Origin of the sequence: uncultured Streptococcus sp. (genome assembly GCF_963456385.1) — a bacterium.
Taxonomy (GTDB): domain Bacteria; phylum Bacillota; class Bacilli; order Lactobacillales; family Streptococcaceae; genus Streptococcus.
The window spans coordinates 68344-83203 of sequence record NZ_CAUOLF010000001.1 but is presented as its reverse complement, the minus strand read 5'-3'; the positions used below and the strand labels follow the sequence as shown (position 1 = coordinate 83203).

Genomic DNA, 14860 nt, shown 5'->3' with positions numbered 1-14860 from the left:
CTGACAAGAAAAAGCCGAAGCCCGACTTTTCTTGTATTTGTGTTCAGATTTTTACCGCACTTCCATAACGACCGGCAAAATAGCTGGGCGACGCTTGGTTTGGTCAAAGAGATATTTGGCCAGACTGTCACGGACAGCACCCTTCAGCTCACCCCAGTCAAAGCTATCCTGCGCCAGATAATCTTCCACTGTTTTATTGATAATATCAGAGCTTTCGCGCAAAATATCTCTGCTCTTCTTCACATAGACAAATCCACGGGTGTGTACTTTAGCCTTGGAAATGATTTTCTTTTCCTTACGGTTAACCGTGAGTGCCACGATGAAAATACCGTCTTCAGACAAGACCTTGCGATCACGCAGGACGATATTTCCCACATCGCCAATCGCATTTCCATCAATCATGACATCTCCAGCTGATACTGCACCAGCAGGCACAAAATCACCATGGTCGTATTCCATGATGCTGCCCCGCTTAGGAATGAAGATATTTTCCGGCAGCATGCCAACTTCCATGGCAGCCTTGGCATGAGCATCCAAGCCGCGGTACTCACCCTGAATCGGGAATAGGTACTTAGGCTGCAGCAGGTTAATCATGAGCTGCAAATCACGCGCATTTGCGTGACCTGAAACCCGCAGGTTTTGGGTAATCAGCTTGACAATGCCACCCGCTTGATAAATCATATTTTCCACGCGAGCCACGACCGCTTCCTTGGCAATTGACGGCGTCGTTACGATGTAAATCAAATCGCCTTCCTTGATTTCCACATAGCGGTGACGTCCGATCGACATCTTGCGCAGGCCATTGATAGGCTCACCCATCCGGCCAGTCTCCAAGATAATCAGCTCATGATCTTCAAACTTAGACATTTCCTTGGGCTTGATCAAGAGGCGTTCGTCCACCAAGGACAGCTTCTTGAGGCGGATAGCCGTACGAACGATATTTTCAATATCAAAGCCTGTCAAAACTACTCGGCGGCCAGTCTCAGCAGCTGCATCAAAGACCTGCTGGATACGAGACAAGTTGCTGGCAACCGCCGCCACAATCACGCGGCCATCCCAGTCGGCAATCGTATCTTCGATTTCCTTGCCAACCTCGCTCTCGCTAGCCACCTGAACACTACTGTCCGCATTAGCTGAATCACTGAGCAAGGCCAGAACACCCTCGCGGCCAATCTCAGCCAGACGGCCAAAATCTGTCGCATAGGACGGACTGGCAGACTGGTCAAACTTGAAATCACCTGTATAAACGATACTGCCTTTTCTGGTCTTGATGACAACTCCCAAACTCTCAGGAATCGAGTGAGTCGTCCGGAAGAAAGAAACCACGGTTTTGCCAAATTCAATCTCGGTATTTTCATCAATCACATGGAAATCATTGAACTTCTTAACCGCATCATTGTTTTTGACAAACAGCTTAGCTAGCTCAATCGTCAACTCTGATCCGAAAACCGGCACCTTAGCATCTGCTAAAAGATTAGGCAGAGCGCCAATCGCATCTGCGTGGCCGTGCGTCAGAAAGACACCCGCAATCCGCTTCTTGTTTTCAAACAAATAGTCCATGTTGGGAACGACATAATCCACACCCAACTGCTCATTTTCTGGGTACTTCAACCCAACATCCAATACAAAAATGGAATCATCCACTTCGGCAACGTAGAGGTTTTTACCATTTTCACGTACGCCGCCTAAAGCAATCAGTTTAATATTGCTCTTGCTCATTTTTTCTCCTATTCAATTTTCAGAACCTCACTTTTATCAAAGATTCTTTATTTTATTACTAACGGTCCTTGGCTAGCCAAGTCGAATTACAGTCTTGCAAACCTAAGGTTCGCATATCTAACCTATTATAGCATTTTTTCATGTTTTTTCAAAACAAAGAAAAATTGTTTTTCCATTGTCACTTAGAATGAAGCTATTTTTCTAACCACGAAAAAACACACCGACAGCAAAAAAGAAACAGCCGCAAACTGTCCCTTTTTAGGGTTAGGCTTTGCCAGTCAGATTAAAACGGACAAAATAAACCATTATCGCAGCTGTAACCAAGAAAGCCAGCCCGACCGTTGCCAGAGCATGAGCAGAAAAGAACAGCAGGCTAGCTATCAAGCTTAGAATCGGAAGCGCTACCTCTATAAGCAGAAACCTCATTGAAAATCTACGTTCTAGCTTATTACAAGGAGTGTAGGGCAGAAGGACAGACAGGGGGGAGAAATTTTCATTTCCGAAATACTCGGAAAGCCCAATCAACTTCTACCCAAAAGTGATAATGTCCAGAAGAAACAGCCGCTCAATCAAATGAGGAAAATCGATGGGGCTGAGATCAGCCGAAACAAAATCATGATTGGGATTACTGAGAAAGTCGGGCAGGATTTAGGTCGCCAAAATTCCAATCACTGCTACCCAAAGACCGATATGGCAAGGAAAGATCAGAGGCAGAAAGAGGCAGGCCGTACAAATGACATAGTCGGCTTCATAGTCAAACAGTTGGTGGCGGCATTTTGTTTTTTTCATATCTACTCTCTTTCCTGAATCCTAAAATCGATTAACCCGTATAGCCAAGCGCTGGTAGAAAAAGAGCCAGCAGTCTGCAAGAAAATTAAGGCCCAGCACAATGTAGAGGCCGCGAAGATTTTCCTTAGCATAGACCGCGCTAGCGTAAATCAGTTCCTGACCACCTAAGTGATAATTCAACAAGTCCATCTGTTCTAAATAAATAAGCTTACTCCAAAATTCACTGCCTAGATAAATTAACAGAATATAATTTGCTACTCTGATTACTGGATACAGATATGATGCCAAATAGTAATGTGCATGCTTTTGAAGATGCCAGCGTCTCAGCCATTCTCGTCTATCAAGCTGAGGTCCTGCAAGAATAAAAGTGAGGACGGCCGCTGTCTCTACAACATCTTTGAAGGGGTAGAAGCTCCATTTGAGAATAGGCTCAAAAGAATCAATACCTGTAATCCCGTAGCTTTTAATCACTAAACTATCCAAGAATTGATAATTGAAGATAATGAATAACATTAAAAATAATATTAAAAACAAGAAAAAGAAATAACCTTTTTTCCACCTTAAAAATCTTTTATACTTCCGACTTCGCCGAATCATCTGCAGCTTGAAATTGGGATTATTCGGTATATTCTCCGCAATAGGCTCACCGCAGGCCGGGCAGATGACATAGTCGGCCTCATAGTCAAACAGCTGGTGCCGACATTTTTCTTTTTTCAGCTTCATTTTCTCTTTACCTTTCCAAAAACCCGAATATCAAGCTGTATGATATTCGGGTTTCTCACCTTTTATTGGCTCACATGGTCTTGCAAATTGCTTATCACCAGTCAACACCATAGTATCGGAGCATCCGCTTGCTGACCCGCATGCCATTGTACTGAATCAGCGAAATCCAGCGGTATTTGTCAATCAAATCTTTAGACACCATTCTGCCACTATTCCGCAAAGACAATCTGACTTGGCAAGACACTGTTCAAAGAGAAAAACAGAAGCAAAAGATACACTTGAACTTTTCTTATAATCGGCATAATCATACCCTCCTAACTGCTAATTGTTTTCCAATCATCATCCCTAATATAAATATACAATGAAAACCCTTTCCCGTCAACGGTATCTTATACTTGCAAAGTACAAGAAAACAGGCCCCAGAGGGCTCTCACCCCAGATACACGGCATGCCAATCGTAGCAAAAAAACGACCTCTAGCTTTACTCGGCTAGAGGTCTGGTTTACTTCGCTGGTATGAGAGCAATCAGTTCATCCAAGGTGTAACTGAATAACAATTTTCTATTTATTGTTTTTATTATTTTTTATAAACTTTTAATTCCTTCAACCGCTAATGATTTTCTTTTTATCTTAGCATTGGAAATCTCTATAACATAATAAAGCACTATTGATTGAATTCTCGAAGTTTGAAAACCATCTAAAAGCTTCTACTTTCTATACTATCGTTACAATCAGGCAAGCTAAGCAGGCCTGTCTGACAATTCAACCAATATGTCAAGTAAAGCAACTACTTATGTATTACAAACAACTATACCAACAAAGTAAACTTAAAAGCGAATGAATTTGGTTTCCTTTCTTTCTATTTCCTTAACTCTATTATAGTACTCTATTTAGATTTTTGCAAGCGTTTACACATTAAAAATACAAAAATATTTTAAGAATTTTGAAAAAGTAGTTACACAAAGAAAAAAGGCCGTGACAAACTAATTTTTGTTATTTGGTTAATAATTCAGTATATGTTGCTTTTTTAATCCAGTAAGAATGTTAAGAAACCTCTTCTCAGAAATTAGATTCTAATCGTAATATTTTTATGTTAAAATAAATAACGGTTATATACCTCTTCCGGTATTTTATTTGGAATATTACTTATTTCATTCATTGCTTTGCATGAATTTAGATTTTAGAGAACTTTAATAAGGGGAATACTATTATGAGAAAAATTTTAAAAGAGGATAAACTTTATTCTTTAGTTGAATTTAGAGATAGGCTCTACGATGATTTAGATTTATCAAGAAGCGATTTAGCTACCTTGTTATGTGCAATGTTGATTGCATCTATTGGCTTAAACATGGATTCCACTCCAGTTATCATTGGGGCAATGTTGATTTCTCCATTAATGACACCTATTATTGGAATTGGTTTTTCATTAGCAATACTAGATATGAAACTGCTCAGAAAGTCGTTTAAAATTCTTTCTATTCAAGTTTTCTTAAGCCTCTTAGCATCTACGATTTATTTTTTTATTTCTCCAATTTCTTATGCAAGTTCAGAAATTATTTCCAGAACTTCACCAACAATTTGGGATATAGTTATAGCTTTTGTGGGTGGGGTAGCTGGAGTTATTGGAGCACGAAAAAAAGAAGCAAATAACATTGTACCTGGAGTTGCTATCGCAACAGCTCTTATGCCCCCAGTATGTACTGTCGGTTATGCTATAGCAACGGGAAACTTTGAGTTTATGTTAGGAGCATCGTACTTATTTTTCATTAACTGTAGTTTTATTATGCTTGCTACATACATAGGGACGAGCTTAACTATGGTGAAAAATCATTACATTAAACACAATCAAGAAGCCTATAAAATGCGAAAAATATTAATTCTAGTTTCGCTTATTCTTATTATTCCAAGTTTGGTTTCAGCGACTACCTTAGTGAGAGAGACCTTAATCAATGAATCTATAAATAAATACTTATCTGATCAGTTTAAAGACAACACAATCCTAAAAAAGAACTATGATAAAGAAGATAATACTTTAAAGTTAACTATTTCAGGAAACTATCTTTCAGATGAGAAAGTGAAAGAAATTCTTAGTAAACAAAACGATTATGGTTTGAAAAATATTTCAATTCAAATTTCACAATTATCCAATGACCGCTTAACCGAAAAAGACATCGTTGAGTATATTATTCAATATAAAAATGACCATGAACTTCAAAAAATTGATAAGGAGAAGGAGAAGAAAGAAACTCCAACTAAAAACAAGGAATAGAAACAATTTCCCTTGCCAAATACACAAAAAAGAGAGAACAGGATTAAATGTTCTCTCTTTTTAGTTACTATAGTTAACAAAGACTTTTTTATAAGGAAAATCAACTATTGGTTTTATTTTTCGTCTTTTTTAACCATGTTTTTAACGCCTTCGATTGCGCCTTCAACAGCATCTTTGGCATCTACTGCAACTTCTTTAACTTTAGAAACTACTTTTTCAGCAGCTCCTTCTTTTTCTGTTTTTTTATCACCAGTTAATTTGCCTAGGCCTTCTTTAACAGAACCTTTAGCTTGGTTGAATTTTTCTTCTGTAGACATAATTGATACCTCCGTTGTTAGTTTCCATTTTTAAAGCAATGAAAGAATATAAGAATTCCTAATCTTGGTTAGAGAATTAACGAACGCGAGCTTTTTCATTTGATGCAGCATCTTTAACAGCCTCTACACCATCGCCAACTTTTTCTTGAACAGCTGAGAAGCCACCGCTAATGCCAGATTTTGCTTTTTCGAATTGCTCTGAAGCAAATTCACCTGTTGATTCAGCAACATCTGTCACTCGGTCTTGAAGGCTTACTGAATCCGCTTCGTGTTGTTCTTTCGTTTTAATATCAACAACATTGACATTTACTTCAACAACTTCCAAATCAGTCATCTTAGAAACTTCTTCTACAACAACTTTCTTGATTTCTTTGTATAAAGCAGGAACATTCTTTTGATATTCTGCAACAACATTCAAGTCAACAGCTACTTGTTCTTTACCAACTTCAACATTGACACCATGAGTCACATTGTCAGAGTTGACCAATTTATCTTTTATATTAGAGAAAAAGCCACCGTCAACAGCCAGTAAACCTGAAACTTTTTCTAAAGAGAGACCGATAATTTTTTGAATGACCTTATCATCGTAAGTCAATTCACCTTTTACTTCATGAGCTGCTTGAGCAACTTCTTTTTTTGCAACATCTTTAACATCTTTATTTGACATGTTAAACTCCTTTATTCTTATTTAAATATATTTTTGTTTTGAATATAATATCCGATTCCTGCCCCTAGAGTAGCGCAAATCAAGACAAATAGAGTCTTAAAGAAGCCAAAGGATAGGATAAAACACGCTAGAATAATGCCTGCTAATCCAGACAAGATTGGATATTGATATTTTTTAAACCATTCCATTTTTTACTTCCTTACTTTACACGACTAGTAGTTTTTTTAGCCGCTTCTTTTGGCTTGAAGTCTGAGACAGAGATTCTAAGCTTGACATTATGATTGATTCCGAAGAATTCTGTCAATCCAGACGCAATTTCTTCTTGAATCAACTGACTTCTCTTGATGATGTTTTCCGAAGGAACGATTGCCCCTTTAACAGAAACCATGCATTTGTTTTTACGGCTATTTACTGAAACTGCAGGATCTTTAATTAAACCGTGTTCTGTTAACAGACTACGAACAAACCCTTCAATGGCTGAATTTTTCAGCATCAGTTTCCCATCCGCATCAGCTAGCTGAATTTCCAAACGTCTCTTAGGATAAAAAACTATCACTAACATTAGTAGTAAGATTAAGCTTGCTAAAACCACAGTGCCCCAGAAAACATACCTAGAAAGATAGTAACCCACAAAAGGAATCTGCTTCCAAGTGAATATCTTCCAGCTAAATAACTGGAGCCCCAGACCGCTGACTTTATGAAAGTCTAGCAAAACAGGAATCAAAATTGTCAAGATTAAAATACAGAAAATAAGGGAAAGTATTTTTCTTGATTTTGACATATTGAATCCTCACATCATTAAATTTTAAATTGTATTTTGAAAGTAAAAAGACAATTTATGCATTTTTACCTACAAAAAATGATACAACAGCTACTACAATAACTGCACCAATGATAGAAGGAAGCAAGGCCATACCAGCCAAACTAGGACCCCAAGTTCCCAAAAGTGACTGACCGACAGCAGAACCAACTAAACCTGCAACAACGTTTGCAATAACACCCATTGAGCCGCCTTTTTTAGTGATTGATCCAGCAATAAGACCAATAACTCCTCCAACAATAATAGACCAAAGCATATTGATTCTCCTTTCTAATTTTTTCTAAATCAAAATTGTTTAATAATATTTTTTACTATTATTTTTTGATTAACATAATTATATAATTTTCCAACTTGGAAACATAATAATTCAACTTGGTTTTCTTCCCGTTTATTTGCACTATAGATACGTTAAAATGAGAATGCATTGTTCTATAGGCTTTTATCAGCATTTTTATATATTTTAAAGTTGTTAGACGAGGTTAAATGCATAAAATATGGTATAATTGCCTGATAATAAAACAATATATAAAGAAAGATAATATTTTAATGCGAGAATTACTGTCTAAAAAGAGCCACAGACAATTAGAACTATTAGAGCTACTATTTAAAAACAAACGCTGGTTTCATATTTCTGAGTTGGCTGAACTATTGAATTGTACAGAACGTTCAGTAAAAGATGATTTATCTCATGTCAAGTCTGCGTTTCCTGAATTGATTTTTCACTCGTCTACTAATGGCATACGTATCATTAATACCGATGATAGTGATATTGAGATGGTCTATCACCATTTTTTTAAGCATTCAACCCATTTTTCAATTTTAGAATTCATCTTCTTTAATGAAGGATACGAAACTGAGAGTATTTGCAAAGAGTTTTATATAAGCTCTTCCTCACTCTATCGTATAATCAGTCATATTAACAAAATTATAAAAAAGCAATATAATTTTAAAATTAGTCTCAATCCTGCTCGGATTATTGGAGATGAGATTGATATCCGTTATTTTTTTGCACAATATTTTTCGGAAAAATATTATTTTCTTGAATGGCCCTTTACAGATTTTTCAGTAGAACCTTTGTGTGAGCTGTTAGCACTGGTCTATAAAGAAACTGCATTTCCTGTCAATTTCGCAACTCAAAGAATGTTAAAATTGCTCCTAGTTACAAATTTATATCGAATAAAGTTTGGTCATTTCTTGGAAGTTGAGAAAGATTCTTTTAACAATCAATTGTTAGAATCTTTCATGCAGGCAGAAGGAATCGAAGACATTGTAGAGAGCTTTGATTCTGAATATCATATCTCTTTGAATAAAGAAGTGATAGGCCAACTATTTGTCTCCTATTTTCAAAAAATGTTTTTCATTGATGAAAATCTATTTATGAGCTGCGCAAAAACAGACAGCTATGTAAAAAATTCGTATCAATTATTAAGTGATTTAATTGATCAGATAGAAAGCAAATATAATCTAAAAATAGACAATAATGACAATCTTATTTGGCATTTGCATAATACAGCACATCTGCACCGTCAGGAACTATCTACAGAATTTATTCTGTTTGATCAAAAAGGGAATACAATCAAGAACTTTCAAAATATTTTCCCTCAATTTGTTTCAGATATTAAAAAAGGGATTGAACATTATCTAGAGACTTTGGATATCCATAGCACACCAATGAAAGTCAACCATCTATCCTATACTTTTATTACTCACAGCAAACATTTAGTGCTGAACCTTTTACAAAATCAGCCTAAATTAAAAGTTTTAGTCATGAGTAATTTTGATCAGTATCATGCAAGATCAGTAGCAGAGACACTTTCTTATTATTGCAGCAACAATTTTGAACTTGAGGTTTGGAATAAATTAGAATTATCAATCGATTCTTTAAAAGAATCACCTTACGATATCATCATTTCTAATTTTATTATTCCACCCATTGAGAACAAAAGACTGATCTATTCCAATAATATTAATACGGTCGCACTCATCTCCTTACTTAACGCAATGATGTTTATTCGCTTAGATGAGTGATTTAGACTATTTTGATAACAAAAAAACCGCAATCTAGCGGTTTTTATTAATCTATGAGTGCCTTTTGAGCATTAATTGTCTAACTTTGTGGGAGCAGTACATTATTTAGCACATATTCTTTTTCTTGTTTTTACAAAACTCTGAGAAAGCCTATTCAAACAAGCCATAGTAGTCTGCGATGGTCATCTTGGCTTTCTCGTCTTTATTTAAGTCCTGAATAATCTGCCCGTCTTTCATAACGATTAGTCGGTTGCCGTATTTGAGGGCATCCTCCATGTGATGGGTAATCATAAGGGCTGTGAGGCGGTCACGACTGACAAACTCATTGGTCAGCTCCATCAAGGCTACACTGGTCTTAGGATCCAGTGCTGCAGTATGCTCATCCAGAAGCAAAAGCTCTGGTCGCTTGAGCGTTGCCATGAGCAGGCTCAAAGCCTGTCTTTGCCCGCCAGAGAGAAATTCAATCGGCGTATCCAGATGCTTATCCAGACCATTACCGATTTTCTCAATCGTCGCCTGAAACTCTTCCCTATAACTGTTGAGCCCACGGGGCACCAAGCCACGCTTTTCACCTCGGAATTTGGCAATGAGAAGATTTTCCGCCACTGTCATCCGCGGAGCCGTTCCCATCTTAGGATCCTGAAAGACACGGGACAGGTACTTGGCCCGCTTTTCTGGTGAAAAATGAGTGACATTTTCACCCAAGATATGAATGCTGCCGCTGGTCAGAGGCAGAGTGCCGGCGATGACATTGAACAGGGTTGACTTTCCGGCTCCATTGCCACCTAAAATCGTAATAAAATCATGCTCGTGAATGTCTAGCGAAACATCATTTAGGATGATTTTTTCTTCATCAAAGCCGCTCTTTACAAGCTTGGTTGCATTTCTTAATTCTACAATCGCTGTCATTTGCTTAACTTGGCTCCTTTAAAGAATTTATTTTTCAGGGTCGGAATCATGAGACAGACGGCCAGAATCACCGCGCTGTAGAGACGGAGATAGTTGGTATTGAAGCCGAGAGCAATGACGCCCCAGATCAAGAACTGATAGGCAATCGCACCAACTACAATGGTAATCAGACGCTCTGCCAAGGTCAGACTCTGGAAGAGCACCTCGCCGATGATAAGACTGGCCAGACCGACAACGATTACTCCAATCCCGCGGGACACATCTGCATAGCCTTCCTGCTGGGCAATCAGCGCCCCAGCCAGAGCAATCAAGCCATTTGACAGAATCAGTCCCATCAATTCCATACGGCCGGTATTGATACCAAAACTGCGAGCCATATCCGGATTATCTCCGGTCGCGATATAGGCTTGTCCTAGCTTGGTATCCAAGAAAAAGAGCAGGGCCACAATCACTAAGCTGACAAAAATTAAACCAGTCAGCAGGTCATTGACTTCCCCTGAAAATGGTAGAACATCCTGAATCTTACTGCTGCCTAAAAGCCCTAGATTGGCACGACCCATCAGCATCAGTATGATAGAGTGGCAGGAGGTCATGACCAAAATCCCAGAAAGTAAGGTCGGAATTTTCCCCTTGGTATAGAGCAGACCTGTCACTGCACCCGCAGCACAGCCCGCTAAAACGGCCGCTGCTGTTGCCAGAAAAGGATTGACTCCCTTAGTAATCAAAGTAACGGCCACCGCCCCGCCCAAAGGGAAAGAGCCTTCAGTCGTCATATCAGGAAAGCCCAGAATCCGGAAGGTCATAAAAATACCTAGACCTAAAACGGCCCAAACTAGTCCCTGAGAAATAATGGAAAGAATCATAACATTGTCCTAACTAATTAAAATCGTTTCTCTATTTTAACATAAAAAAGGAGCCAATTTCAATGCCGATGCGCAGACAAAGAAATTGACTTCCCAACTATTCCTCAACAACTGTCATCCGACCAGTATCTACATCGTAAACCGCTCCAGAGATTTCTACATCAGCTGGAATCAGCGGTGACTGCCGCAGCAAGACCATATCCTCGCGCACACTTTCCTCTACATCTGTAAAGGGCAAAAAGTCCTGATCACTGACATCCACACCTAGTTCTTTATGAAGATAGGCCGTAAACTCCTCATTCTTGAATGTCTGTGCCCCGCAGTCTGTATGATGCAAAACTACGATTTCCCGCGTTCCTAGCTGTTGCTGCGAAATAACCAGCGAGCGAATCATGTCCTCTGTTACCCGACCGCCGGCATTGCGCAAGATATGGGCGTCTCCTAGTGCCAGTCCTAGAGCCTGAGCCACGTGGAGCCTAGAGTCCATGCAGGTTACAATGGCTACCTTGGTCTTGGGCTTGATCGGCAGATGTGCCGTTCCATGCAGATCGACATAAGCTTGATTGGCCTTCATAAAGTTTTCAAAATATGACATTCTTTCCCCTTACTGGTACTTTGACCTTCAAATAATTTTATATTATCTTACCATCTTTTCTGCTATTTGTCAGTTCTCGACTTTGTTGTAAAAAAATAGGACAGATAAATCCAGCATCTAGCCTGATTTTCTGTCCTAGTTTTATTTCTTATGAGCTTCTTGGAATAAACTTGCTGAGTGAGCCTGCAAAGGTTTGAAGATTGAGACTTTGCACATAGACTTCACCAGTTCCTTGGAAGGTGTTGACCACTCCTTCACCTGTTCCGATAGACTGCCAGAAGCCATTTTCTAGATGGATATTATAATTCAAAGACTGGCTCCAAGCTACTACATGGGCATTGTCAATTGTCACTTCTTGGTTATGAAGCTCAATTTTCTTAATAGATCCAAAGGCATTGGCCAAAAGAGTGCCCTGACCTTGGGTCGTCATAACGAAGAGACCACCTTGGCCGCCGAATAGTGCTTTCCCAACAGACTGGCGCTCCATGGTATAGTAAGCCGTACCATCAAGGGCAAGAAAGGCACCGTCATTGAGCCGGTATTGTTTTTCGCCTAGCTGAAGAGGAATAACCTGACCAGGAGAATCTGGCGCTAAAGCAAGGTAGCCATTATCAGACTGGGCAACAGCCTGAGTAATAAAGGTACTTTCACCAGAAACCATTGACCGTCCTACAGCCTTGACAAAACGTCCCAAGCCAGAACCGCTTGCATTTAGCTGGGTATTCAGGGTCACATTAGGCGTGTGGTAGACCATGCTGCCACGCTGGATAAAGACGGTTTCTCCTTGATTGAGCGACAACTCGACCAAAGGAAACTGCATATTACTATCCATAGAAAATCGCATAAGAAATACCTCCTTCTTATTATGACTTGATTATAACATTTTCATATATTTTGGACAAAGGAAAACTGAAGCATCAAAAAAAGAAGAGACAGCCCGAGTCTCTCCTAGAAATTTTCAAGAATTATTAATATTCAGGTGTGGGCGAAGAACATTTGCAAAGGTTTCAATATTGAGACTTTGGATGTAAATTTCCCCAGTTCCATAGAAGGTATTAACTACTCCTTCCCCAGTCCCCATGGATTGCCAGAAACCATTTTCTAAATGAATATCATATTCCAGCTCTCGACTCCATGCTACTACGTGGGCATTGTCAATCGTTATCCTATCATTATGCAGCTCGACCTTTTGAATCGAGCCAAAGGAATTTACCAAGAGTGTCCCCTGACCTTGGGTACTCATCACATAAAAGCCTCCTTGACCACCAAAGAGAGCTCGACCTACCGACTGCGTCTCCAAGGTATAAGAGGCAGAGCCATCCATAGCCAGAAAAGCCCCATCATTCAGGCGGTACTGCTTTTCTCCTAACTCCAGAGCAACAATCTGACCAGGTACATTAGGTGCTAAGGCTAGACGACCGTTATTTGATTGGGCAGTTGCTTCAGTGATGAACACTCCTTCGCCAGAAGCCATAGAACGGCCTACAGCTTGGATTGCCTTGCCAAAGATTGATTGAGATTCTGCATTCACTTTGGCATTCAGGACAACGTTGGGAGTGTGGTATATCATGCTCCCAGTCTGAATACGAACAGACTCTGATACATCTAAGGCAATCTCCGCCAAGGGAAATTGAGCATTATTGGTAATAGAAACATTCATACGATGATCTACCATAGTTAATGAACCTCCTAAAAAGTCCGGAAAAACAACTTATAGGAGCTTTCCAGACAAATCCTAATTTTTTCTAGCAATATTATAGCACGCGCAATAACTTTTCGCAATACTGTTAAATCAGGAAAATACTTTCTTTAAGACTTCCCCAATCGTCGTCACACCGATGACTTGGATATTGTCTGGAACTTTGAGACCGTTCAGAGAGTTTTTCGGAGCGTAGACTTTGGTGAAGCCCAGCTTTGCTGCTTCGTTGATGCGCTGCTCGATGCGGTTGACCCGACGGATTTCACCAGTCAGGCCAATTTCACCGATAAAGCACTCTTGGGGATTGGTAGGTAAATCCTTGTAGCTGGAAGCAATGGCAACCGCTACCGCCAAATCAATAGCCGGCTCATCTAGCTTGACGCCGCCAGCAGACTTGAGGTAGGCATCTTGATTTTGCAGGAGGAGTCCTGCCCTCTTTTCTAGAACCGCCATGATGAGGCTGGCTCGGTTAAAGTCCAGTCCAGTCGTGGTTCGCTTGGCATTGCCGAACATGGTCGGTGTCACCAAAGCCTGTACCTCTGCCAAAATCGGCCGCGTTCCTTCCATGGTCACAACGATGGAAGAGCCTGTCGCGCCGTCCAGCCGTTCTTCCAGAAAGACTTCACTGGGGTTGATAACCTCAACTAGCCCACCAGATTGCATTTCAAAAATGCCAATCTCATTGGTTGAGCCAAAACGGTTCTTGACTGCTCTCAATATACGGAAAGTGTGCTGACGTTCGCCCTCAAAATAAAGCACGGTATCCACCATGTGCTCTAGCGTCCGAGGACCAGCTAAGGTTCCTTCCTTGGTCATGTGACCAACGATAAAGGTCGCGATATTATTGGTCTTGGCCAGCTGCATGAGCTCAGCTGTCACCTCTCGAACCTGAGAAACAGAGCCTTGAACACTGGAAATTTCCGGCGACATCACCGTCTGTATAGAGTCGATAATCAGAAAATCTGGCTTGATTTTCTCAATCTCCGTACGGATATTTTGCATATTGGTCTCGGCGTAGAGATAAAATTCACTGTCCATATCACCGAGCCGTTCCGCCCGCAGCTTAATCTGCTCAGCTGATTCCTCCCCGCTGACATAAAGGACAGTGCCCTGATGAGACAGCTGAGTGGATACCTGCAGAAGCAGGGTGGACTTCCCGATACCGGGATCCCCGCCAATCAGAACTAGACTACCAGGCACTACTCCACCACCCAGCACACGATTGAACTCATCCATTTCCGTCTTGGTCCGATTGACATCAATCGAAGTGACCTCAGCCAGCTTCATGGGTCGAGTCTTTTCGCCTGTCAAGGAAACACGTGCATGCTTGACCTCTACAGCTTCTACTTCCTCAACAAAAGAAGACCAAGAGCCGCAGTTAGGACAGCGGCCTAGATACTTGGGCGAATGATATTCACAATTTTGACAGACAAAGGTCGTTTTTTTCTTAGCGATGGTGATTC

The 14860-nt window shown here is 40.1% G+C and carries 17 protein-coding genes; 2 read left to right on the top strand and 15 right to left on the bottom strand.

Features of this window, described 5'->3' with window-relative positions; translation table 11 throughout:
* Positions 1–51: 51 nt before the first annotated feature.
* From RP262_RS00435 to RP262_RS00420, 4 genes are all read right to left on the bottom strand, one after another.
* Positions 52–1719, bottom strand: coding sequence for a ribonuclease J (locus RP262_RS00435; RefSeq protein WP_311153928.1), 1668 nt, complete (start codon positions 1717–1719; stop codon positions 52–54).
* Between the two features lie 264 nt (positions 1720–1983).
* On the bottom strand, positions 1984–2145 hold the full coding sequence (locus RP262_RS00430) for a hypothetical protein (protein WP_002908616.1): 162 nt from the start codon (positions 2143–2145) through the stop codon (positions 1984–1986).
* 222 nt (positions 2146–2367) lie between these two features.
* Positions 2368–2508 (bottom strand): hypothetical protein, encoded by a 141-nt coding sequence (locus RP262_RS00425; RefSeq protein ID WP_311153927.1) that lies wholly within the window; start codon positions 2506–2508, stop codon positions 2368–2370.
* 21 nt (positions 2509–2529) lie between these two features.
* On the bottom strand, positions 2530–3231 hold the full coding sequence (locus RP262_RS00420) for a hypothetical protein (protein ID WP_002926219.1): 702 nt from the start codon (positions 3229–3231) through the stop codon (positions 2530–2532).
* A 1209-nt stretch (positions 3232–4440) separates the two neighbouring features.
* Here RP262_RS00420 and RP262_RS00415 point away from each other — a divergent pair.
* Positions 4441–5499, top strand: a complete 1059-nt coding sequence (locus tag RP262_RS00415) for a TIGR00341 family protein (RefSeq protein ID WP_004185237.1) — start codon at positions 4441–4443, stop codon at positions 5497–5499.
* Between the two features lie 113 nt (positions 5500–5612).
* Here RP262_RS00415 and RP262_RS00410 read toward each other — a convergent pair whose 3' ends face one another.
* From RP262_RS00410 to RP262_RS00390, 5 genes are all read right to left on the bottom strand, one after another.
* The gene (locus tag RP262_RS00410; protein ID WP_002908609.1) at positions 5613–5816 is read right to left on the bottom strand and encodes a CsbD family protein; all 204 of its coding nucleotides are present in this window, start codon (positions 5814–5816) and stop codon (positions 5613–5615) included.
* A gap of 76 nt (positions 5817–5892) precedes the next feature.
* Complete coding sequence (locus RP262_RS00405) at positions 5893–6483, bottom strand: Asp23/Gls24 family envelope stress response protein (protein WP_002907890.1); 591 nt, start codon at positions 6481–6483, stop codon at positions 5893–5895.
* Between the two features lie 17 nt (positions 6484–6500).
* On the bottom strand, positions 6501–6671 hold the full coding sequence (locus RP262_RS00400; RefSeq protein ID WP_002899156.1) for a DUF2273 domain-containing protein: 171 nt from the start codon (positions 6669–6671) through the stop codon (positions 6501–6503).
* 11 nt (positions 6672–6682) lie between these two features.
* Positions 6683–7264 (bottom strand): alkaline shock response membrane anchor protein AmaP, encoded by a 582-nt coding sequence (amaP, locus tag RP262_RS00395; RefSeq protein ID WP_311153926.1) that lies wholly within the window; start codon positions 7262–7264, stop codon positions 6683–6685.
* Positions 7265–7319: 55 nt separating this feature from the next.
* Positions 7320–7559 carry a GlsB/YeaQ/YmgE family stress response membrane protein gene (locus tag RP262_RS00390; RefSeq protein ID WP_002920347.1) on the bottom strand — a complete coding sequence of 80 codons (240 nt, stop codon included), beginning with the start codon at positions 7557–7559 and terminating at the stop codon, positions 7320–7322.
* Positions 7560–7849: 290 nt separating this feature from the next.
* Here RP262_RS00390 and RP262_RS00385 point away from each other — a divergent pair, with 290 nt between their 5' ends.
* The gene (locus RP262_RS00385; RefSeq protein ID WP_311153984.1) at positions 7850–9331 is read left to right on the top strand and encodes a M protein trans-acting positive regulator PRD domain-containing protein; all 1482 of its coding nucleotides are present in this window, start codon (positions 7850–7852) and stop codon (positions 9329–9331) included.
* Positions 9332–9481: 150 nt separating this feature from the next.
* Here RP262_RS00385 and RP262_RS00380 read toward each other — a convergent pair whose 3' ends face one another.
* The 6 genes from RP262_RS00380 to radA form a co-directional block, all read right to left on the bottom strand.
* The gene (locus RP262_RS00380; protein WP_002926225.1) at positions 9482–10240 is read right to left on the bottom strand and encodes an ABC transporter ATP-binding protein; all 759 of its coding nucleotides are present in this window, start codon (positions 10238–10240) and stop codon (positions 9482–9484) included.
* Entirely contained in the window at positions 10237–11103 is an 867-nt protein-coding gene (locus tag RP262_RS00375; protein WP_002911559.1) for an ABC transporter permease, read from the bottom strand. Before RP262_RS00375 ends, RP262_RS00380 begins: the two co-directional genes overlap by 4 nt.
* A gap of 97 nt (positions 11104–11200) precedes the next feature.
* Positions 11201–11698: a carbonic anhydrase gene (locus RP262_RS00370; RefSeq protein WP_293826231.1), complete on the bottom strand. Its 498-nt coding sequence runs from the start codon at positions 11696–11698 to the stop codon at positions 11201–11203.
* 148 nt (positions 11699–11846) lie between these two features.
* On the bottom strand, positions 11847–12542 hold the full coding sequence (locus tag RP262_RS00365) for a TIGR00266 family protein (RefSeq protein ID WP_002920350.1): 696 nt from the start codon (positions 12540–12542) through the stop codon (positions 11847–11849).
* 114 nt (positions 12543–12656) lie between these two features.
* Positions 12657–13373 (bottom strand): TIGR00266 family protein, encoded by a 717-nt coding sequence (locus RP262_RS00360; protein WP_311153925.1) that lies wholly within the window; start codon positions 13371–13373, stop codon positions 12657–12659.
* A gap of 117 nt (positions 13374–13490) precedes the next feature.
* A complete protein-coding gene (gene radA, locus RP262_RS00355) occupies positions 13491–14858 on the bottom strand; it encodes a DNA repair protein RadA (RefSeq protein ID WP_311153983.1) in 1368 nt (455 codons plus the stop codon).
* Positions 14859–14860: the final 2 nt, after the last annotated feature.